The sequence below is a fragment of the Lysinibacillus boronitolerans JCM 21713 = 10a = NBRC 103108 genome, assembly GCF_000772935.1.
Taxonomy (GTDB): Bacteria; Bacillota; Bacilli; order Bacillales_A; family Planococcaceae; genus Lysinibacillus; species Lysinibacillus boronitolerans.
In genome coordinates this window covers 100,523-121,509 of record NZ_JPVR01000079.1, presented here as the reverse complement: position 1 = coordinate 121,509, position 20,987 = coordinate 100,523, and the positions used below count along the sequence as shown (strand labels likewise).

Annotated in this window: 22 protein-coding genes and 1 riboswitch; of the genes, 20 read left to right on the top strand and 2 right to left on the bottom strand. The window is 38.0% G+C overall.

The window, feature by feature from the left end; all coding sequences use genetic code 11:
• Positions 1-10 precede the first annotated feature (10 nt).
• The 8 genes from CD31_RS17480 to CD31_RS17445 all read left to right on the top strand — a co-directional run bounded on the left by CD31_RS17480 (position 11) and on the right by CD31_RS17445 (position 5,644).
• Positions 11-310 carry a rhodanese-like domain-containing protein gene (locus CD31_RS17480; RefSeq protein ID WP_016992897.1) on the top strand — a complete coding sequence of 100 codons (300 nt, stop codon included), beginning with the start codon at positions 11-13 and terminating at the stop codon, positions 308-310.
• Positions 311-373: 63 nt separating this feature from the next.
• Positions 374-922, top strand: a complete 549-nt coding sequence (locus tag CD31_RS17475) for a sulfurtransferase TusA family protein (RefSeq protein ID WP_036079496.1) — start codon at positions 374-376, stop codon at positions 920-922.
• Between the two features lie 17 nt (positions 923-939).
• Positions 940-1,335 (top strand): DsrE/DsrF/DrsH-like family protein, encoded by a 396-nt coding sequence (locus tag CD31_RS17470; protein WP_016992899.1) that lies wholly within the window; start codon positions 940-942, stop codon positions 1,333-1,335.
• Positions 1,336-1,408: 73 nt separating this feature from the next.
• Positions 1,409-2,536, top strand: a complete 1,128-nt coding sequence (locus CD31_RS17465; RefSeq protein WP_036079493.1) for an MBL fold metallo-hydrolase — start codon at positions 1,409-1,411, stop codon at positions 2,534-2,536.
• A 117-nt stretch (positions 2,537-2,653) separates the two neighbouring features.
• Positions 2,654-2,884, top strand: a complete 231-nt coding sequence (locus tag CD31_RS17460; protein WP_088364071.1) for a sulfurtransferase TusA family protein — start codon at positions 2,654-2,656, stop codon at positions 2,882-2,884.
• Positions 2,885-2,964: 80 nt separating this feature from the next.
• The gene (locus CD31_RS17455) at positions 2,965-3,741 is read left to right on the top strand and encodes a sulfite exporter TauE/SafE family protein (RefSeq protein ID WP_036079489.1); all 777 of its coding nucleotides are present in this window, start codon (positions 2,965-2,967) and stop codon (positions 3,739-3,741) included.
• Positions 3,742-3,754: 13 nt separating this feature from the next.
• Positions 3,755-4,465 carry a DsbA family oxidoreductase gene (locus CD31_RS17450; RefSeq protein ID WP_036079487.1) on the top strand — a complete coding sequence of 237 codons (711 nt, stop codon included), beginning with the start codon at positions 3,755-3,757 and terminating at the stop codon, positions 4,463-4,465.
• 228 nt (positions 4,466-4,693) lie between these two features.
• Positions 4,694-5,644, top strand: coding sequence for a c-type cytochrome (locus CD31_RS17445; protein WP_036079484.1), 951 nt, complete (start codon positions 4,694-4,696; stop codon positions 5,642-5,644).
• 39 nt (positions 5,645-5,683) lie between these two features.
• On the opposite strand, the gene CD31_RS17440 is transcribed toward CD31_RS17445, so the two are convergent.
• Positions 5,684-7,378 (bottom strand): FAD-dependent oxidoreductase, encoded by a 1,695-nt coding sequence (locus CD31_RS17440; RefSeq protein WP_036079483.1) that lies wholly within the window; start codon positions 7,376-7,378, stop codon positions 5,684-5,686.
• Between the two features lie 250 nt (positions 7,379-7,628).
• On the opposite strand from CD31_RS17440, the gene CD31_RS17435 reads away from it, so the two are divergent.
• Both CD31_RS17435 and CD31_RS17430 read left to right on the top strand, forming a co-directional pair.
• Entirely contained in the window at positions 7,629-9,617 is a 1,989-nt protein-coding gene (locus CD31_RS17435) for an ABC1 kinase family protein (RefSeq protein ID WP_016992905.1), read from the top strand.
• Positions 9,618-9,960: 343 nt separating this feature from the next.
• A complete protein-coding gene (locus CD31_RS17430; RefSeq protein ID WP_036079482.1) occupies positions 9,961-11,094 on the top strand; it encodes a C40 family peptidase in 1,134 nt (377 codons plus the stop codon).
• A 156-nt stretch (positions 11,095-11,250) separates the two neighbouring features.
• Here CD31_RS17430 and ytvI read toward each other — a convergent pair whose 3' ends face one another.
• Entirely contained in the window at positions 11,251-12,309 is a 1,059-nt protein-coding gene (gene ytvI, locus CD31_RS17425) for a sporulation integral membrane protein YtvI (protein ID WP_036079481.1), read from the bottom strand.
• Positions 12,310-12,399: 90 nt separating this feature from the next.
• On the opposite strand from ytvI, the gene CD31_RS17420 reads away from it, so the two are divergent.
• From CD31_RS17420 to CD31_RS17375, 10 genes are all read left to right on the top strand, one after another.
• Complete coding sequence (locus tag CD31_RS17420; protein ID WP_036079480.1) at positions 12,400-12,954, top strand: hypothetical protein; 555 nt, start codon at positions 12,400-12,402, stop codon at positions 12,952-12,954.
• Between the two features lie 81 nt (positions 12,955-13,035).
• Entirely contained in the window at positions 13,036-13,581 is a 546-nt protein-coding gene (locus tag CD31_RS17415; RefSeq protein ID WP_016992908.1) for a glutathione peroxidase, read from the top strand.
• A gap of 124 nt (positions 13,582-13,705) precedes the next feature.
• Positions 13,706-13,903: riboswitch (cobalamin riboswitch) on the top strand.
• Positions 13,904-14,062: 159 nt separating this feature from the next.
• Positions 14,063-14,620 (top strand): hypothetical protein, encoded by a 558-nt coding sequence (locus tag CD31_RS17410; RefSeq protein ID WP_016992909.1) that lies wholly within the window; start codon positions 14,063-14,065, stop codon positions 14,618-14,620.
• Positions 14,604-15,554: an ABC transporter substrate-binding protein gene (locus tag CD31_RS17405; protein WP_036079478.1), complete on the top strand. Its 951-nt coding sequence runs from the start codon at positions 14,604-14,606 to the stop codon at positions 15,552-15,554. Before CD31_RS17410 ends, CD31_RS17405 begins: the two co-directional genes overlap by 17 nt.
• A gap of 142 nt (positions 15,555-15,696) precedes the next feature.
• Positions 15,697-16,464, top strand: coding sequence for a tyrosine-protein phosphatase (locus CD31_RS17400; protein ID WP_036079477.1), 768 nt, complete (start codon positions 15,697-15,699; stop codon positions 16,462-16,464).
• 136 nt (positions 16,465-16,600) lie between these two features.
• Positions 16,601-17,968, top strand: coding sequence for an MATE family efflux transporter (locus tag CD31_RS17395; RefSeq protein WP_036079476.1), 1,368 nt, complete (start codon positions 16,601-16,603; stop codon positions 17,966-17,968).
• Between the two features lie 2 nt (positions 17,969-17,970).
• The gene (locus tag CD31_RS17390) at positions 17,971-18,804 is read left to right on the top strand and encodes a putative RNA methyltransferase (RefSeq protein ID WP_016992912.1); all 834 of its coding nucleotides are present in this window, start codon (positions 17,971-17,973) and stop codon (positions 18,802-18,804) included.
• A 79-nt stretch (positions 18,805-18,883) separates the two neighbouring features.
• Positions 18,884-19,486 carry a lysophospholipid acyltransferase family protein gene (locus CD31_RS17385; RefSeq protein WP_016992913.1) on the top strand — a complete coding sequence of 201 codons (603 nt, stop codon included), beginning with the start codon at positions 18,884-18,886 and terminating at the stop codon, positions 19,484-19,486.
• A gap of 60 nt (positions 19,487-19,546) precedes the next feature.
• A complete protein-coding gene (locus CD31_RS17380; protein ID WP_016992914.1) occupies positions 19,547-20,008 on the top strand; it encodes a low molecular weight protein-tyrosine-phosphatase in 462 nt (153 codons plus the stop codon).
• A gap of 201 nt (positions 20,009-20,209) precedes the next feature.
• Entirely contained in the window at positions 20,210-20,929 is a 720-nt protein-coding gene (locus tag CD31_RS17375; RefSeq protein WP_016992915.1) for a YebC/PmpR family DNA-binding transcriptional regulator, read from the top strand.
• The last annotated feature ends 58 nt before the right edge of the window (positions 20,930-20,987 follow it).

Below are 20,987 nucleotides of genomic sequence, written 5' to 3'. Positions count from 1 at the left end.
AGGAGAAAAAATGAAAGAAATTACAGCCAAAGAAGTTCAGCAAACGATGGAGCAAGGAGAGAAGCTGAATCTTATTGATGTGCGAGAGGTGGATGAAGTGGAGGCTGGTCACATCCCAGGCGTTATTCATATCCCGCTAGGTTTATTAGAGTTTCGATTACATGAATTAAATAAGAGAGAGTCGTATATTATGGTTTGTCGATCAGGTGGACGAAGTGCTCGAGCTACTCAAATATTAGAAAGTAATGGTTTTAATGTAACTAACATGACTGGTGGTATGTTAGCTTGGGAGGGTAAAGTACAGTTATAGATTATTGCTATATTTTTTTGAGTAAAATAATACCCTTGTAGGTATATGGAGGTTGAGAAAATTATGAAGGCGGATTTTCAGCTAGATGCCAAGGGTCTTTCTTGCCCAATGCCGATTGTGAAAACAAAAAAAGCGATGGCTGATTTAGTAGATGGTCAAATTTTAGAAGTAGCTGCGACAGATAAAGGGTCAAAAGCTGATATTGCAGCATGGGCTGAAACTGTAGGTCATCAGTATATTGGTACTTTAGAAGATGATTGTGTACTGAAACATTATATTCGTAAATGTACAAACGACCAAATAGAAGAAATGATGTTTGATCAAACAATTGATTTAGAGCAAATCACAAGTCGTAAAGGATTAATTCTTGATGTACGTGAGGAAACAGAATTCGCTTTTGGGCATATTGCGGGAGCAAAATCGATACCAATGGGCGAACTGGAGACGCGACTTTCTGAGCTTGATAAAGAGCAGGAGATATATGTTATTTGTCGTACTGGAAAACGCAGTGACATGGCTGCGCAAAAGCTGGCTTCACATGGTTTTACGAAAGTATTTAACGTACTACCAGGTATGACATCCTGGTCAGGCGATTTAACAAAAAACATTTAAATTGGAGGAATTTTATTATGTCGAACAAAGTAGCAATTATTGCAAGTAACGGTGGTTTATTTGATGCGTATAAGGTGTTTAATATCGCAACTGCAGCAGCAGCTTCTGAGAAAGAGGTAGCGATCTTCTTTACATTTGAAGGTTTGAATTTAATTCATAAGCAAGGTATGCATGCATTACCAATGCCAGCTGGAGCAGAACATTATGCTGAAGGTTTTACAAAAGCAAATGTGCCAGCTATCCCTCAACTAGTAGAGATGGCACAAGAATTAGGTGTGAAATTTATTGCTTGCCAGATGACAATGGATGTAATGAGTTTAACTACTGAAGATTTCATTGAGGGTATTGAAGTGGGAGGAGCCGTAACGTTCCTAGAATTCGCGAAAGACGCAGCACCGTCACTTACATTCTAGTGTCCTAAAAGCGGAGAGGATACCCCTCTCCGCTATAAAAAACATAAATATAATACCAATGGGGGTAAAAGAGATGTCAATTCAAAAATGGAGTGCGTCACAAGTAGCTAAAAAGGTTATTCATAATGAGGAATTATTTATTTTAGATGTTCGTAATGCGGATGCATTCGAAGATTGGAAAATCGACGGACATCGCTTTGAGTATTTAAATATACCTTATTTTGAACTGTTAGATGGTATTGATAATATTTTACCAAATATCCCAACTGATAAAGAAGTTTTAGTCGTTTGTGCAAAAGAAGGATCGTCTTTAATGGTCGCTGAAATGTTAGCTGAGGCAGGTATTGAGGTTGCCTATTTAGCAGGAGGTATGAAATCCTGGAGCGAATATTTAGAGCCAGTCAAAATAGGAGATTTAACAGGCGGTGGTGAGCTTTACCAGTTTGTTCGTTTAGGAAAGGGTTGTCTGTCTTATATGGTCCTTTCTGAAGGTGAAGCAGCTATTATTGATGCTGTACGTTTTACAGATATGTTTATAACCTTTGCAGAACATAAAAATGTCCAAATTAAACATGTTTTTGATACACACTTACATGCTGATCACATTTCAGGTGGGCGCCATATCGCAGAGATGACAGGCGCAACCTATTATTTGCCACCTAAGGACGCTGAGGAAGTTGTGTTCCACTATACACCATTAGTTGATGGCACGACTGTTCAAATCGGTGCATCAAAAATAGATGTAGGGGCGATCTATTCTCCTGGTCATACGATAGGCTCTACTTCATTTGTTGTTGACGGCAAATATTTATTAACGGGAGATATTTTATTTATCGATTCAATCGGACGTCCTGATTTAGCTGGCCTTGCTGATGATTGGGTTGGAGATTTACGGGATACGCTTTACAAGCGTTATCGAGAATTGTCTGATGAACTTATTGTCTTACCGGCACATTTTATGATTATTGATGAGCTGAATGAAGATGGAACGGTTGCGAAACGACTAGGGGATTTATTTGTACAAAACCATGGATTAAATATTCAAGATGAAGAAGAATTTAGACGTGTGGTAACAGATGAATTACCTCCACAGCCCAATGCTTATCAGGAAATTCGTCAGGTGAATATGGGGAAAATAACACCTGGGTTAGATGAGCAAACAGAAATGGAAATTGGACCAAATCGCTGTGCAGTACGATAAAACATGCTAAAGTGCAATGAGTATGCCTGTAAATTTCGGGAATTGAAGGCGCATGAAGATATAAAACAAGATGAACCGGCAAAATCGCTTACAACCTTTGCCGAGTAGAAGGAGATTATGATGAAATCAAGTTTACAACTAGATGCAAAAGGCCTTTCTTGTCCAATGCCTATTGTGAAGACAAAAAAAGCAATAGATACCCTAAAGCCTGGGGAAGTTTTAGAAGTTCAGGTGACAGATAAAGGAGCTTTAGCGGATATTCCTGCTTGGGCAAAAGCTGGAGGTCATATCATTTTAGATCAATCTGAAGAGGCTGGCGTCATTACATTTTTCATTCAGAAAGCATAGGGCTGATTGAGGGTTGTCTATTACAGTAGAACAACCCTTCTTTCCTTTTATTGAATACAGCTAGAAAGAAGGAAAAATAAATGGATATTGCATGGATCTTAACCATTTTACTTATTGGTTTTCTCGGTTCATTTGTATCGGGGATGTTAGGTATTGGCGGTGCCATCATTAATTTCCCAATGCTACTGTATATACCGCCATTACTAGGGTTTGCGGCCTTTTCGGCACATGAGGTGTCAGGGATAAGTGCGATTCAGGTGCTTTTTGCTGCTCTTTCAGGTGTTTGGGTCTATCGCAAAGGTGGGTATTTAAATAAATCACTCATTATCTATATGGGGAGCGCCATATTAACGGGAAGCTTTGTAGGTAGCTTCGGTTCGAAATTTTTATCAGAGTCGGGTATTAACATTGTCTATGGAATTCTTGCATTAATTGCAGCTGTGATGATGTTCATTCCGAAAAAGCAAATTGATGATAAACCAATGCAGGCTGTTACATTTAATAAACCATTGGCGGTCCTATTAGCTTTCGTTGTTGGTATCGGTTCCGGGATTGTGGGGGCAGCTGGTGGATTTTTATTAGTACCAATCATGCTTGTGGTCTTAGGAATTCCTACTCGTATGACTATTGCGTCAAGCCTTGCTATTACGTTTATCTCCTCAATAGGAGGTACCATTGGTAAATTAATGACTGGGCAAGTAGAATATTATCCAGCGCTCATCTTGATTGTATCTAGTCTAATAGCTGCTCCTCTAGGTGCGAGAATAGGGGGCAAGTTAAATACAAAATTCCTACAAATTATTTTAGCGGTTCTTATATTAGCAACAGCTATTAAAATTTGGATGGATATATTATAAAGGGGATATGGTAATGAAAATTGAAGTCTTCTCTGATTTTACATGTCCATTTTGTTATATTGGTAAGCAAGAACTTGAACGGGCGATTGACATCGCAGGCTATACAGGATTAGTGGAAATAGAATATAAAGCATTTCAAATAAGCCCAGATACCCCGAAAGTGAATGCACCATCTTTTTATGAGGCGTTGGCTAAAAAATATGATGTTACGCTTGAAGAAGCGGAAGAAATGGTTGAGGGTATAGCTATGAGAGCAGCGGAAGTTGGTTTACATTATAATTTTGCTAAGATGAAAACGGCACATACAGAAACGGCGCATCGTTTAGCTAAATGGACGCAGCAATTTGGTAAAGCGACAGCATATACTGAATTACTAATGGCTGGTTATTTTAAAGATGGTGAAGATTTAAATAAAGATGAATTCTTATTAAAAGTTATTGCGCAATTAGATTTGGATAGAGAAGCTGCGGAGGGAATATTAGCTTCAACTGATTTTAGTGAAGAGCTAGACAAGGATCGCTATGAAGCACAGCAACTTGGCGTGCGAAGTGTACCGTTCTTTGTATTTGAAAACCGTTATGGTATTAAAGGGGCTGAGCCGAATGAAGTGTTTGTGCGGACTTTGCATCAAGCTGCGGAAATAGCTGGTATTCAGCCAACAGTAAAGATAAATGGTAATGGAGAATCGGCATGTGCTGATGGACAGTGTAAACTTAAGACGTAAGAGGTGTCGAGTACGAATTTGTACTCGACGCTTTTTTGTTTCGAAGTAGATGAATACTGCAAGAGGTATTAAGTCTTGTTTTCTGTGTTATAGAACAAAATAAAATGTATAATTTATCCTTTTTTATCATCTGAATGGTTCTGTTTTATGGTAGTGTGAGAAAAATCACATCCAATAAATTGTTATGTTGCTAAAATATAAGTGAGAATACAAAGGGGGGTATTATAGATGAAACCTATAGTAGCAGGAGTAGCAGGAACAGTACTGTTAGCAGGCGCCATTTTTGTTGGGACGTTTGTCAGTGACAAAATTACAGTTGATTCGAATGTGAGTGAGAAAGAAGCGACAGTGCAAACACAATTACCAACAACAGCAGCTGCTCAGTCAGTGGTCTATGCTCCGCCGAGTATTGAGGAAGTACCAGAAGGTCCAATGAAAGAAGCAATATTATATGGCTATGAACTTGTAAATAACACGCATGTTGCGGCAGATGAATATGTGGGCAACCAATTATCTTGCACAAGCTGTCATGCTGGTGCTGGCTATGATGAGCAAGCCTCCTCATTAGTAGGTGTAATGGCAAATTATCCACAGTATATTGGACGCTCGGGTGGTGTGGTTACAATAGAGGAGCGTATTAATGGCTGTATGGTTCGTAGTATGAATGGTAAAAAATTCGAAATGAATAGTGATGAACTAGAGGCTATGGTGGCGTATTTTGCTTATATTTCTGAAGGTGTTCCGATTGGAGCAAAACGTGAATGGGCGGGCACTAGTGATATGAAGAATGTGCCGATCCCAAATGTTGCAGATGGTGAGGAGCTTTATGCGCAGTCCTGTATAGCCTGTCATGCAACAGATGGCGCAGGAACTGGTGCTAATACTGGCCCGGCTTTATGGGGAGATAATTCATTTAATGATGGCGCAGGCATGGCACGTATGTCAAAAATGGCTGGCTATATTCAAAATAATATGCCAATAGGTGCAGCAGGAACATTAACAGATCAAGAAGCTGCAGATTTAGCTGCCTTTATTTTATCGCAGGATCGTCCAGAGTGGGCAAACCATGAAAAAGACTGGCCAAAAGGCGGGCGTCCAAATGACATCATGACTAAGGAAAAACGTGAACAAGTTAAAAATGGAACGATTGACTGGGAGAAAGTTTTGTCTACAAACTAACGAAGAAAAGGGATGCTCATAATTGGCATCCCTTTTAAGTTATTTAAAATTATACGCAGTTACGATTTTATCTCTGTTTGTTGTAATGTCTGTAAAATATTCATATAAGCTAATCCCAAGGAATGACCCGCTTACATTAAAGATGTTAGAAAAACCGCTATTTTGAAGGGCCATAACAGCATTATAGCTACGTTGACCGGATCGGCAATGTACATATACTGCTTGATCCTTTGGGATTTCATTCATTCTTTCCCGAAGTTCACTAAGAGGAATATTGTGTGCATTGATGAGATGACCAGATTCAAATTCATTTTTTTCACGAACGTCTAAGAAATAGGCTTGATTTTCAATGAGTTTCCTCACTTCATCAACTTTTACCTGCTTAAAGTGTCCGTGTAATAGATTTTGAGCTACAAGAGCTGCCAAATTGACAATATCACGGGCAGTGCTAAACATTGGAGAATAAGATAACTCTAGCTCCTTTAAATCTTCTAAAGTACCGCCCATTGTGATGAGGGTAGCTATAACATCAATCCTCTTATCTGCATTACCTTTACCTATTGCTTGAGCCCCTAGTATTTTACCCGTGGGTGTTTCATAAACGAGCTTAAAGTGAAGTGGATTACTATTTGGCATTAGTCCTACTTTGTCGGGAGCTATCAAATAAACACTTTTCGCTTGAAAACCATTTGCCAGGGCTGTTTTTTCGTTTAAGCCTGTTGTCGCACATGCGAGGTCGAAAATTTGTACACTTGAAGATCCAATGACTCCCTTGTTGTGATGAGGGATGTTATACATATGATTAGCTACAGCACGTGCTTGTCGTTGAGCGGGTCCGGCTAAAGCAAGGCTTGTCTGTTTATGGGTAAGCTGATGGAATACTTCAATTGCATCTCCCACGGCGTATATGGAAGGATCGGACGTCACGTAATTTGCATCAACTTGAATACCTCCGAGTTCACCGATTGTTAGCCCGGCCTCTTTAGCTAAGCGGATTTCGGGGCGAACGCCAATCGCTAATACTACTGCCTGTGCTTTCAATTGTTTGCCAGAATTTAACGTCACATTATCTAGTGTAACTTTTGCCAGACCGTCATTGACAATGACTTGAACCCCTTTATCGAACATTTCCTTGTGTAAAATTTGAGCCATATCATAATCAAAAGGGGCCATAATTTGTTGGCCGAATTCAACTAGAGATACATTATAGCCTGCTAGATTCAAATTTTCCGCTACCTCTACGCCAATAAAGCCTCCGCCGACCACTGCAATATCCTGTACATTATCTGTTTGTAGATGTCGATTCAAACGGTCAATATCAGCCACGTTTCTAATGGTAAAGACGTGCTTAGAATGGATGCCCTCTAAGTCAGGTACGATAGGACTTGCTCCTGGGGATAGAATTAACGTATCGTAACTTTCCTCATAATCTCTATTCGTTTTTAAATCCTTAATGGTGATGGTTTTTTGCTCTCTGTTAATACGTACAACTTCTTGCAGAACACGAGCCTCTATATTGTATTTTGTTTGAAAGCCTTGAGGTGTCATTAAGATTAATTTGTCGCTATCTTCAACAATCCCGCTTAAATGGAAGGGGAGAGAACAATTAGAGAATGAAACATTCGGCCCTTTTTCAAACATAATAATTTCTGCCTTTTCATCGAGACGACGAAGACGTGCCGCTGTGGATGCACCACCTGCAACGCCACCGACTACTAAAAATTTTTTACTCAATTATAAACACTCCTTTTCTCGTTAAATACATATCGGGGTATTTAAAAGCTTTTAAATAAAGGTTTTGTTTCTAAAAATAGGTGAATTATGTAGTTTTAATACTACAAATAAATAATATACCCTAAAGGGTATATTATCAAGGTGCGAGATAAATAAATTTTCTGTGGTGTTCCTCGTTCAAGAAAGTTGGTGCATAAATTTGCTATACTAGCGGTAGTAGGAAATGGAAATGGCACAGGGGGTGACACTGTTGATCATATTGAAATTTTTAATCCAAATACTGGTAGTTTCGGGTTTGATTTATATTGTGAGTGGACGATTAATTGGCTCAAATATTAATTTCGTGAGAAGAGTGCTGTCAGTCGTTATTAGTGTGACATTAACCTCTTTTGTTTACTGGTATTCTTATCTGCGCCATACAGATTTTTTATCAGAAACGATGATGCAAACAGTAACTGAGGTAAGCACACTGATTTGGATCGGTAGTATGCTACTAATTTCGATGTTGCTTTATTTGGTATTTGAGCTTTTTGACCCAAGTGGCATTACAAATGGAGATCGCCGTAACGGCCAAAAATCTTTATTATTGCGATTGCGTAGCTACTGGCGACAGCAGAAACGCCTGCGTCAGGTATTGAAAATTGCTGTTACAAACGGTGTTGTACAAACGATTAAATATGCGAGGCAACGGGAAAATGAAAAAGAGCTTGCGATTGCTTTGCGAGCAACACTAGAACAATGCGGTGGGATTTTCATCAAGTTTGGCCAGGTACTCTCCACACGAAAAGAGCTTTTTTCACCTATTTTTATTGATGAATTAGAAAGACTCCAACACCGAGTAAAACCTTTATCAGAGGAGCAAGTGAAACAAATTTTAGAGAGGTCTCTTCCGCAATCCATGGGCGAAATATTTAGCCAATTTCAAATGGAACCCATTGCAGCAGCCTCTATTGGCCAGGTGCATAAAGCAAGGCTTAAAGATTATGAAGAAGTGGTAGTCAAGCTATTGCGTCCAGAAGTAAAGGGAATTATGCGCGATGACCTTGAAATTTTAGAGGAATTTGCTAACTGGCTATCCACAAAATCGACCTGGGCAGAATCATTGGGCTTTCGAGAGTTGGCCGGGGGATTTGCAGATGGACTACGTGAGGAGATTCATTTAGATATTGAAGTACGTAATACGCTACAGGTGAAGAATGCACTGGCGAAAAGTGATTACAAGGTTCGAATTCCTAAAATATTTACGCCTTATAGTAATGAAAATGTTATTGTGATGGAGTATATTCGTGGACAAAGTGTGGCAGATGGGGCATCTGAATTTAATCGTTTGTCTATTGATCGTAGGCAGTTTGCAAGAACCGTACTGTATTCATTTTTTGAGCAGATGCTATTCTCTGGTATTTTTCATGCAGACCCCCATCCAGGAAATATCCACATCGATGAAACAGATGGCACACCAGTGTTGCTTGACTTTGGTGCGGTAGGACGTTTAGGTGCAACACAGCAAGAAGGCTTGAAGTTATTTTTGATGGGTATTCAACTAAATGATTCAAGCGTTTTATACGATGGTTTAACACTATTAGTGGAAAATGCTGATCATGCAGAACGTGCGAGAATGGAACAGGCAATCGATCAAATATTACTGAAAATTTCCTATGTTGACCGTATACCTACTGAAGAACTAATTCACGCGCTCTTTACAGTGGTAAGAGATTTTGGACTTGCATTTTATCCAGCGGTGGGATTGGCTCTCCGTTCCTTAGTGACGTTAGATGGCACACTACGGGTAATAGATCCGCGTTTTGATATTTTTACAGAGGCAAAGGATTTTTCTGCTACATATATGCGTGCCTCTTTCCTTAAGCCATTTAAAGAACCAATGGCCACAAAGGAGAGGCTGCAAGAAGAATTATCTATGCTTATACCGACTTTACGTAAAATGCCTAGAAGAGTCGATCAGCTCATTCAGCGAGTTGAAAGTGGAAAAATCATTTTACATCATGATGTCTTTTCGGATGAACATAATGCACGTTTTATTACACATTTGTTTTCTCAATTTGTATTGCTGCTGGTGGGTATAACTTTTGGTATTATATCTGTCGCTCTTTTAGCAATTTCACAATTTATCCATGATTCTTATGCGGTTTATTTGAACACAGCGGCATATTTAGGTTTATTTTTATGTGCTATTTTGTTAGTGAGATTATCTATACAAGCACTAAGGTCGATGAAGCAATAGGTAGGGAATTTTTTCCCTACCTTTTTTCTTTGATACCATGAAATATTACAAAACCATTACAAAACATCCCCTGGGTCTAATGTCGATTTAGCTAATAGTTTCGCTGTGTAGAAGAAAACCGTGTTTTGTAGAATAATGTAGTTTAAGTGCGAATGTTACAGAAATATTTCGAGTTTTACTAATGTATTAAATAGACATGAAATAGTATAAAAGTTATGTAGAAAATGCTAAACTTTAAAAGGCTAAAATAAATATAAGAACATTTAATTAAAATAGAAATCGTTCAAGTGATTACATAGAATATCGAGAGCGAAATTGATAGACGAAGGGAAATGAAGGTAACGTGGCTAAGCGTAACAAATGGCGTAAGTCGATGGTGCTAGCATTAGCACTAGCTGGCGGCTTATTATTTAATACAATTCAACCAACAGAAGTACATGCCGAAGAAACTTCTCAACAAATGATTGAGAAAAAGGCTGAAATAGATGCACAAATTAAAAAATTACAAGAAGAACTAACGAAACTACAACAAGAGATCGACGAAAAAGTAAAGGTATTTAAACAAGTACAAGCTGATATTAAAGAAGTGGATGCTAGTATTGCTGAAACACAAAAACGCATCGAGCAACGTTCAAAAATTTTAAGTGAACGTATGGCTGCATATCAAGCGCAAGACAACACTGTAGGTGTTTATTTAAACGTAGTTCTTGAGGCAAAAAGCTTTGCAGATTTAATGGATCGTGTCGTAGCGGTAAAAACATTAATGGATGCAGACCAAGAATTAGTGGATCAACAGGAAGCAGATAAAGCAAGCTTAGAGCAACAAAAAGCTACATTAGATGAAAAGCAAAAGGAACTTCAAAAACAATTCCAAGAGCTTCAGCAAAAAGAAAGCGAAATGGAAGTGAAGAAAGCTGAGAACGAAGCGAAATCACTTGCACTAAAAGCTGAAATTGCAACGAAACAAGAAGAAGAACGTTTAGAGGCAGAGCGTAAAGCAGCTGAAGAAGAGGCAGCTCGTTTACGTGCACTTCAAGCAGCTACACCAGTTATACAAGCAACTCAAAATAATGGTGGAGGCGAACCACAAAAAATTATTGTTGGGTCAGGAGCTGGTACTGTTTCTTCAGGAGATGCCATTTCAACGGCTAAACAATTCCTAGGACGTCCTTATGTTTGGGGTGGTAGCAACCCATCAACAGGTTTTGACTGTTCAGGTCTTGTACAATGGTCATATAAGCAAGCGGGTGTTTCTTTACCTCGTACAGCATCACAGCAATATCTAGCAACACAACGCATTTCAGCAGGTGAAGCACGTGTTGGGGATTTAGTATTCTTCAGCTATGGTTCAGGGGTAGCACACGTAGGTATTTATTTAGGTAACAACACAATGATCGATGCTCAAAACAATGGTGTCGTAATTGAATCACTTGATTGGTGGAATCAATACTTAGTAGGCTTCGGACGTATTCAATAGGCCTCACTATTATATAGACGGTTGACATAAGAAAAAGGTCATCTTTGTAGAGAAAAATATACAAAGATGACCTTTTTATTTTGCTTTTCTTTCAAAAGAAACAAGACTGCTACTTCTATCCTGGAAGAGAGATTTTTCTAGTAAGCTAGATTAATATCAAATTTTAAAATTTACTTTGATGACACCTGTCTCTTTCAAGGCAATAAAGAAAATAATAACGAATGGGCCGACAAGTAAACCGATAATACCAAATAACTGTAGACCTATGAACATGGAAATTAATGTTGGCAAAGTAGATAAACCGATATGGTCTCCCATTAATTTAGGCTCGACTACTCGACGAATAATAAGTAAAATAGCAGCTAAGATGAATAATTTTACAGCTATAGAGGTGTTTCCCATTAACAGGTGGTAGAGTCCCCAGGGCGCTAGAATAATGATAGAGCCTAGGAATGGTACAATATCTATTAACCAGATAATAATCGTCATTGTTACTGCGTATTTCGGTTGGATTAACAGCAGTCCAATGAGTGTGACGCCTCCAATAATAAAGCTTACAAATAAGTGAGCCTTCATATAGCCAAATGTAGCATCTTTTAGGCGATTTAAAATAATTTTTATTTTCTTTGCTGTATTGGGCTTTAAATATTTATAAGTGATTTGCTTTAACTTAGGCAAATCAAGCATAAATAGAAATAGCGCAATCATATAAACGAGAAGACTGATAAATAGGCTGGGTATCTCTGAAAAGAAGGCAGAAACTTTGCTATAATTAAAGAAGCTTAAAAAGGATTCTTCAACTTTCTTTATGAAATCCATTGTGGTTTTTTGAAGCGAAGCACTTACTTCAGGTGGAAAGTCTTCTGTGTATTTAGAAATATTTTCTTGCATATGAAGCCACATATCTGATAGCTTGGAAATATAATAAGGAGCTTGCTTAGACAGTAAAATTATTTGCGTCATAATTTGTGTAATGGAAAGATAGCAAATAATAGAAATAACAAAAACACTCACTATGTAAATAAAAGCAACTGCTATTTTCCGTGACATTTTCCATTTCCGTTTAAAGAACATGACAATTGGTTCTAAGAAAAATGCACTAATCCCAGCAAGTATTAAAGGCATGGATACGGGGATAACAAAATAGGCAGCTATAAGTAGTGATAAAATCACAATCAACCGAAAAATCAATTTCCTAGCATGAAATTTATTCATAAACTCACCTTCTTTGCGAAAAAAATTAAGTTAAGTGTACCATAAATCAAATTTTATTACGTTCTGAAACAATAAAGGTAGGGATAAATTATGGAAAAAGAGATTTTGCAACTTTTTAGTAATCTAACAGAGCATGATCGCGATATTCAATATGAATCTTACGAGGAATTAATGAAAATTATGCAGGAACCTGTAGATTGGACATATGCAGTTTGGGAACAGCTAATAAAAGCACTTACATACAATAATGGTTATTCTCGTGCACGTGCTGCACAAATTTTATGTGCTTTAGCTGCAAAAAGTGATCCAGAAGAAAGGGTCTTGGAGGATTTTTTAAAGATTTGGGCTGTGACTTACGATGATCAATATGCTACAGCGAGGCATGCATTACAAGCAATTTGGAAAATTGGACAAGCGGGTCAGGTACAAAGAGATTTGGTTGTGTCGTATCTAGCTAAAAGATTTCAAACATGTATAGATGAAAAACAGCCATCTCTTATTCGCCAGGATATTATTATGTCATTTAAAAAGCTATATGATCAAACGAATGACTCGAAATTATTAGACATTGCCCATCGTTTAATTAATGAGGAACAAGATGCTAAATATAAAAAGAAGTATAAGTCAGCCATCCGTTCAAAGTAGCGAGATGGTGTTTTTTTGTGCAAATTCTTTGATGAACTGTAGAATAGTCAACTATAATGAATGAAAAAAAGAGGTTATGGCATGAGCATTTATAATTATCTAGTACGAAAGCCTAATGGTGAAATTTTATCGATGGAAACATATCGTGGAAAAACAATGTTAATTGTTAACACGGCAAACCAATGCCGATTTACATATCAATTTGAAGACTTACAGAAAATGTATGATAAATATGGAAAAGAGAATTTTGTAGTTCTTGGATTCCCTTGTGATCAATTTGGTCATCAAAATCCTGAAGATGGAGAGGAAACTAAGCATCTATGCAAGGTAAACTATGGAGTCACATTCCCGATTTTTGAGCTTGTACAGGTAAATGGAGAGGCAACACATCCACTCTTTAATTATTTAAAGCATGAAGCGGATTACCGCGAATTTGGGAAGGCAAGTATGCAGGAGAAAATGCTGGCAGAAGCAATAGTTCAACTTGCTCCAAGCTTTTTAGATGGTCGTAATATTCGCTGGAACTTTACAAAATTTCTAGTAGATGCTAATGGTAAAACCGTTGCTCGCTTTGAACCAACAGATTCACAGCTTGATATTGAACAAGCAATTGAAACACTATTGTAGTAAACTTATTAAACAGTTTTAATTTTTCTCTTAAAGTAGCAATATTGCTGTAATTTTAAAGTTATCCATTCTAAGTATAGCTATTTTTTCTGAATCATATATGATAAACTGCTTTACAAATGAAATATTCTTGCAGAATAAAGGTGCTAGTTAGCATAATCGGGAATCCGGTGAAAAACCGGAGCTGTTTCCGCAACTGTAAGTACAGCCAATATAAAGATTTACCACTGTCTCAAAGAAGATGGGAAGGTCCTTTATAACTCATTTGTTTCATGTGATGAACTGTACAAGCCAGGAGACCGACCTTTATTTGAACGTATAAAAACTTCTCGGAAGCTAGGAGGATATACGGCAAATACATAGGCTATGTCCAGTTTGATGGTACTTATTATGTTATTTTTGTCGTTCCTTTGCAAAAGGAGCGATTTTTTTATGCCTTTCAAGTAAGAATTTTTCATTATAGAAAGTAGGGGGGAAGCAAGTGAAAAAAGATGCCCGTTATTCTTGTTATCCATTTATGCGTGAGAAAGCTTCAACGGTAGATTTTGAAATTCGAACAGATAGCCTTACAACACATTTAGGAGTTGCATTAGCTGCAGTAAAAAAAGAGGATGTTCAAGTTGTTGCTGAGGATTTATTGCTTATTTTACCTATGGCTTATCATGTAAATGGCTCAGTTCGTGGGAAATTAGCAGTAACTGAAGAGGATTTATCTTGGTTAAGTGAGCGGTATGATTTTTACGTTCGCCATGTGAAGGAAGAGATTCAAAGTTTTGTTTTACCACAAGGAACAGAGGCCGCTGCTGCTCTACATCTTTGCCGCAGTGAAGCGAAAAAATCATATCGTATCTTACACAAAGTATCAGAAGAACGAGAGGTTCCTGCTATTCTTTTCGATTACCTTGGCTTATTAGCTAATGTATGTTTTGTTATGGCTGTGTTTATGAATCAGCAAGCAGGAATAGCTGAAATACCATTTATTAGTAAATCTTACCCAATGAAAAAGAAAAAGGAGAATAACAATGAAGAAAGTATTTAATTTCCAATGGCTATCAGTGCTCTTACTTGCACTGGTATTAGCAGGCTGTGGCACGGCTGAAGATACAACAAATAAAGAAGCTTCACAGGATATACAACAAGAAGAGAAAACAAGCTATAAAGTGACAGATGATCGTGGAGTGGAAATAGAGTTTAATGAAGTACCGAAAACAGTCGTATCATTACAACCGAGTAATACTGAAATTTTGTTTGCTTTAGGTGTTGGCGATAAAATTGTGGGGGCAACTGAGTACGATACTTACCCAGAGGAAGCACAAAAAATTGAACGTGTCTCTGATACTATGAATTTTAACAGTGAAAGAATTATAGCGTTAAAGCCAGATGTTGTCATTGCTTATACAATCGGTAATAAGGATGCACTAAAGCCGCTTGAGGATGCAGGAATTAAAGTGTTTGTTATTCAATCTGCGACTACTTTCGAAGATGTTTATGGAGATATCGAGCAAATTGCTGCAGTGATGGATGTTGCGGATAAAGGAAATAAATTAAACGAAGAGATTAAAGCGAAAATTGCTGAAGTCCAAACGAAGGTGAAGGACGTAAAGACGCCAAAAAATGTTTATTTAGAGGTTAGCCCTAAGCCAGACATTTATACAGCAGGCTCTAGTACTTTCCAACAAGAAATATTGGATGCAGCTAATGTTAATAATGTTTTTTCTGACCTGACTAGCTGGGCAAAAGTGAATGAGGAAGATGTTATTGCAAAAAATCCAGATGTTATTTTAACGACAGTAAACTATACAGAAGATCCTATAGGGGAAATTCTTGGACGAGATGGTTGGAATACAGTGACAGCTATTCAAAACAAAGCGGTGTTGTCTCTTGATACAGATATCTCTAATCGACCTGGTCCACGTATTGGTGAAGCTGTAGAATTAGTAGCGAAAGCTGTATATCCAGAGTTATTTAAATAAAATATTATTCCATACTAGCTGTTAGCCTTTCAGCTAGTATTTTTTGTGTTTTAATTATTACCTAGCGTGAAAATTGGAATTAATGTAGTTTGTTCTTTAGAATAAAAGTAAGTATGCTCGATAATTTTAGGAGGTGTAGTGATTGGAACAATTAGAGACAAAGGTGATTCCATTTGAGGCAGTCTATAATTTCCGAGACATGGGTGGATATAAGACAAGGGATGGCCGTAGGGTAAAGAACGGTTTATTTTACCGATCAGCGGCCCTTGGGAAAATGACACTGGCGGATAAAGAACTATTTGAAACGCTAGGGATTAAAACTATTTTTGATTATCGCGATAACAATGAGGCATATCATAATCCTAACCCAGTGTTCTCGAATGCTCAATATATTCAAATCCCAGCGAAGGGTAAGCATGCTTTTGAAATGCCTACGAATGCTGAGGGTAGAGATTTTTATAAAGCGGTAAGCCCTGATATGTTCCGGGATTTTTATGCACAAATGCCTTTTAACAATCCTTCATTTAAAGAGTTAATGCAAACGATTCAAAATCCTGATAATCTAGGTCTTGTTCACCATTGCGCAGTTGGTAAGGACCGAACTGGTATTGGGGGAGCTCTTATTTTACTAGCTTTAGATGTACCTGAGGAGACTATCATGGAGGACTATTTAGATACCAATATGTATTTACGTCCAATGGTGGAAAGAATGGCTCAGGCTATTCAGCATCAGTATAATGAGCAAGAACTACAGCAATTTTATGCATTAATGTCCGCCCGTGAAGACTATTTACAAGCAGCACTGGATGCTATGGATGGTCGCTATGGTTCAAAGGCTGGGTTTTTAGAGCAGGAATTTGGCCTAACAATTGAAAAACGAAAGCAATTGCAATCCTATTGCTTAATTTAAAAATGTGCCCCTTCACTCCTATGTGAGAGGGGTTTTTTTATGTGGAAGCGCTGTCTTCCTATAAATCTCTTTACAGTCAAAATATTTGTGATAAGATACAATAGATTTTTAAGAAAATATAGGAGAAGTGAAAGTATTGGCAGACACAATTAAAGAGACAAATAAGTTAAGTCTATTCCATTTAACATGGCCGATCTTCTTAGAAGTTTTTCTATTTATGTTGATGGGACTAGCCGATACTTTTATGCTCAGTGCTTTATCAGATAATGCTGTATCAGGAGTAGGTGCAGCCAATCAATATATCCATATTGCCATCTTAATACTGGAAGTAGTGGGCAATGGTGCATCTATTGTTGTTTCACAGTATTTAGGTTCCAGACGCTTTTTTGAGGCGGCGAAAATCTCGGCGTTAGCGGTCACGATGAATTTGGTCGTTGGGCTTTTAATGAGTATTTTATTTTTCTTCTTTGCGAGACATTTAATGACAATGATGAACCTGCAGGGAGAAGTACTCCACTATGCACAAAGTTACTTAGTCATCATTGGGAGTTTTATTTTCCTGCAGGCTATTATTAATGCACTTGCTGCAATTATTCGTGTACATGGTTGGACAAAACAAACTATGTACGTTTCACTTGGCATGAACGTCTTACATGTTGTGCTAAACTACGGTCTTATTTTTGGGAATTTAGGTTTACCAGAGCTTGGTGTGAAAGGAGCGGCTATTTCCTCAGTCATTAGTCGCGGACTAGCCGTACTAGTATTTTTCTGGTTGCTATATCAGGTAATGGAAGTACGCGTAAAGTTACAATATTATTTTGAGTATTCAAAGGAATATGTAAGAAAAATACTAAACATTGGTTTACCATCTGCGTTTGAGCAGGTGCTTTATCAATTTTGCCAAATCATCTTTTTATATTATGCGACTTACTTAGGAGCAGAAACGCTAGCAGCACGACAGTATGCTATGAATATTTCGATGTTTACGTATTTATTTGCGATAGCCATTGGTACAGGAACAGCCATTATTATTGGTCGTCATGTGGGTGCAGGCGAGCAAGATGAGGCGTATCATCAGCTATGGAAAAGTGTTCGAGCAGCATTTGTTTTTACGATAATTATGGTCGCAGTCGTTACGATTTTCCGTAAGCCCCTCATGCAGGTTTTTACTGATAATCCAGAGGTCATTAAAATTGGAGCATCCGTGTTAGCTCTAAGTATATTACTAGAGACTGGTCGCACGATGAATATCGTTGTCATTAACTCTTTACGCGCTTCTGGGGATGCTAGATTCCCAGTGAAAATTGGTTTCCTATCGATGGTTTGCATGAGTCTGCCGCTTGGCTATTTATTTGTATTTGTGTTGGATTGGGGCTTGGTCGGAGTATGGCTAGCCATTTCAGCAGATGAATGGGTGCGGGCGATTATTGTATACTTTAGATGGAAAAGTCGTAAATGGGAGCGTTATGCTCTTGTATCACCGAACGACAAGAAGGAGGCATAGAAATGGGCGCATTATCGAAACGTGCTATCGGGGCAGCATTAATGGATCAACATATCACCCTTTTTGCTTGTCCGATCTGTCAGCAATCAATGCATGTCTATGAGCAAGGGAGATTGGTTTGTGCTTCTAACCATTCCTTTGATATTGCGAAACAAGGCTATGTCAACATGTTGACACATAGCGCTGCTTCTAAATATAGTAAGAGCCTTTTTGAATCCCGCAAGGCTGTTATTGATAGTGGGATTTATGATGCTGTAGAAGCCCGAATCGGTGAGCTTATAAGCTCAGCAAAAACGGTGCTTGATACTGGTTGTGGAGAGGGCTCACATTTAGCTCGCATTATGAATGATAGAAATCATGGTATTGGTGTTGGAATTGACATAGCAAAGGAGGGCATTTTGGCTGCAGCACGTCATTATCCTCAACAAATTTGGTGTGTAGGGGATTTAGCTAAAAGTCCATTTGCTCAGACAAGTTTCGATGCAATTTTAAATATATTATCGCCAGCAAATTATGAGGAGTTTAAACGACTTCTTAAACCGAATGGCTGTCTTGTAAAGGTTGTTCCACAAAGTGGATATTTGCAAGAACTGCGTGCTCAATTATATGCAGATTCAAGCAAGGAAACTTACTCTAATGAACAAATTGTGGCTCGTTTTCAAGATAGTTTTCGTGAGGTAAACGTAGAACGCATAACTTATACTTTACCGCTTGCAGATGAACTAGTACCTGCGCTATTAGAAATGACACCAATGGGCTGGCATAAAAAAGAGGAAACAGCCATTGTATTAAATGAAATTACGATTGATGTGGATCTATTAGTAGGGAAGGTTTAAGTTGGTCACCTGCAATTGCAGTATACTGGTCTTTTCGATTACAATGGGAATAACTATTGAATAAGGTAGGAATGTAACAGTGTATAAACTAGCAGCAAATGTTGTCAAAGTAATATTAAAATTAATGGGTTCAAAGGCTCGTGTGTATGGAGAAGAAAACTTGCCAAAAGAGGGTGGATTTATTATAGCTTGTACACATACAGGCTATGTTGATATTTTAAACCTTGGTGTAGCCATGTACCCCCGTGAAATTCACTTTATGGCGAAGAAGCAATTATTTGAAATGAAAGGGCTTGGCTGGCTTGTTAAGCATTTAAACGCTTTCCCGGTAGACCGTGATAATCCTGGACCAAGCGTGATTAAAATCCCTTCACAGTTATTGAAGGAAGGGAAAATTGTAGGGATTTTTCCCTCTGGTACACGCAGTGCAGACGGAACAGATTTAAAACAAGGTGCTATTACCATTGCACAGTTGGCAAAGGCGCAAATTGTTCCAGCTGCTTATGTTGGTGCGCGTAATGCTGGAGATGTCATGAAGCGTGGCAAAGGCTATTTAATTTATGGTGAGCCATTTTATGTAACAGGTAAGGGAAAAGAAGGCCGTGAGCAGTTTACTCAACACCTTGAGCATGAGCTAGTCGCTCTAACAGAAGAATTACAGAAACGTATTCCCGTAAAATAAAAGAAAATGGCACTCAGAATCAAATTGATTTTGAGTGCTTTGTTGTAGGAGGAAAATAAAATGATTCGAGTACTTTTCGTGTGTTTAGGTAATATCTGTCGCTCCCCCATGGCAGAGGCGATTATGCGCGACTTGGTGAAGAAAGAGCATTTAGAAGATAAAATTGAAGTGGATTCTGCTGCTACTAGTTCGTGGCATATCGGTGAACCTCCACATCGGGGTACACAGGATAAGCTTAGGGAATATGGTATTTCCACAATAGGTATGCAAGGTCGACAATTACAAAAGTCAGATTTTGAAAAGTTTGCTTATATTATCGGAATGGATGAAAGCAATATTCGTAATATCCGCACAATACTAGGCAATCCAAACTCGCCAAAGATTTTTCGTTTTTTAGATTTAACACCGCATCGTAAGGATGTCCCAGATCCTTATTATACGGGCGATTTTCAGGAAACTTATGATTTGGTGCAGGAAGGTTGTCAGGCATTACTAGAAAAAATTAAACAAGAGCTGTTGTAAGAGGGCGCTAAAAACGTAAATTTTAACAGTGATTTCTTCAGAAAAATGCTACCTTAAACATTGGTATATCTAGCTTTGTAAGCATCATTGTGTTATTATTTGCAGAGTAAAGATACGATAAGTATTTAATTACCATTTACAGATATGCAACTGCGTATCTATTATTTTTATAAATTTATCTTTTGAAAGAGAGTGGAAACAATGGGTCGTAAGTGGAACAATATTAAAGAAAAGAAAGCGTCTAAAGATCAAAGCACAAGCCGTATTAATGCAAAATTTGGACGAGAAATTTATGTGGCAGCTAAATCGGGCGAACCAGATCCAGAGTCAAACCGTGCACTTAAAGTAGTACTTGAACGCGCAAAAACATACAGTGTTCCAAAACATATTATAGAAAAAGCCATCGACAAAGCAAAAGGTGGCGGTGATGAAAACTTTGATGAATTACGTTATGAAGGTTTTGGACCAGCCGGCACAATGATTATCGTGGATGCTTTAACAAACAATGTAAATCGTACAGCATCTGATGTACGTGCAGCATTTGGTAAAAATAACGGGAATATGGGTGTCAGTGGATCTGTAGCTTATATGTTCGATTCAACAGCAGTTATTGGCTTAGAAGGCAAAACGGCTGATGAAGTACTAGAGATTTTAATGGAAGCTGATATTGATGCTCGCGATATTCTAGAAGAGGAAGAAGCCGTAATTATTTATGCAGAGCCAGATCAATTCTTTGCGACACAAGAAGCATTGAAGGCTGCAGGTGTAGAAGAATTTACAGTAGCAGAGCTTTCTATGCTTCCTCAAACAGAAGTGACTTTAACTGGCGACGATGTAGCGAAGTTTGAAAAACTAATTGATGCATTAGAAGATTTAGAAGATGTACAAAATGTCTTCCACAATGCAGATTTAGGCGAATAAACCAATTAGCAAAATGAGTAAACCAGTAGCATGTACGCTACTGGTTTTTAATTAGGGA

Bases quoted from the DNA above. Each gene is read 5' to 3' on its own strand.
- CD31_RS17390 (WP_016992912.1), top strand. From the start codon at position 17,971: ATGGGCGCATTATCGAAACGTGCTATCGGGGCAGCATTAATGGATCAA.
- CD31_RS17465 (WP_036079493.1), top strand. From the start codon at position 1,409: ATGTCAATTCAAAAATGGAGTGCGTCACAAGTAGCTAAAAAGGTTATT.
- CD31_RS17375 (WP_016992915.1), top strand. From the start codon at position 20,210: ATGGGTCGTAAGTGGAACAATATTAAAGAAAAGAAAGCGTCTAAAGAT.
- CD31_RS17445 (WP_036079484.1), top strand. From the start codon at position 4,694: ATGAAACCTATAGTAGCAGGAGTAGCAGGAACAGTACTGTTAGCAGGC.
- CD31_RS17460 (WP_088364071.1), top strand. From the start codon at position 2,654: ATGATGAAATCAAGTTTACAACTAGATGCAAAAGGCCTTTCTTGTCCA.
- ytvI (WP_036079481.1), bottom strand. From the start codon at position 12,309: ATGAATAAATTTCATGCTAGGAAATTGATTTTTCGGTTGATTGTGATT.
- CD31_RS17475 (WP_036079496.1), top strand. From the start codon at position 374: ATGAAGGCGGATTTTCAGCTAGATGCCAAGGGTCTTTCTTGCCCAATG.
- CD31_RS17415 (WP_016992908.1), top strand. From the start codon at position 13,036: ATGAGCATTTATAATTATCTAGTACGAAAGCCTAATGGTGAAATTTTA.
- CD31_RS17455 (WP_036079489.1), top strand. From the start codon at position 2,965: ATGGATATTGCATGGATCTTAACCATTTTACTTATTGGTTTTCTCGGT.
- CD31_RS17470 (WP_016992899.1), top strand. From the start codon at position 940: ATGTCGAACAAAGTAGCAATTATTGCAAGTAACGGTGGTTTATTTGAT.
- CD31_RS17405 (WP_036079478.1), top strand. From the start codon at position 14,604: ATGAAGAAAGTATTTAATTTCCAATGGCTATCAGTGCTCTTACTTGCA.
- CD31_RS17450 (WP_036079487.1), top strand. From the start codon at position 3,755: ATGAAAATTGAAGTCTTCTCTGATTTTACATGTCCATTTTGTTATATT.
- CD31_RS17480 (WP_016992897.1), top strand. From the start codon at position 11: ATGAAAGAAATTACAGCCAAAGAAGTTCAGCAAACGATGGAGCAAGGA.
- CD31_RS17380 (WP_016992914.1), top strand. From the start codon at position 19,547: ATGATTCGAGTACTTTTCGTGTGTTTAGGTAATATCTGTCGCTCCCCC.
- CD31_RS17420 (WP_036079480.1), top strand. From the start codon at position 12,400: ATGGAAAAAGAGATTTTGCAACTTTTTAGTAATCTAACAGAGCATGAT.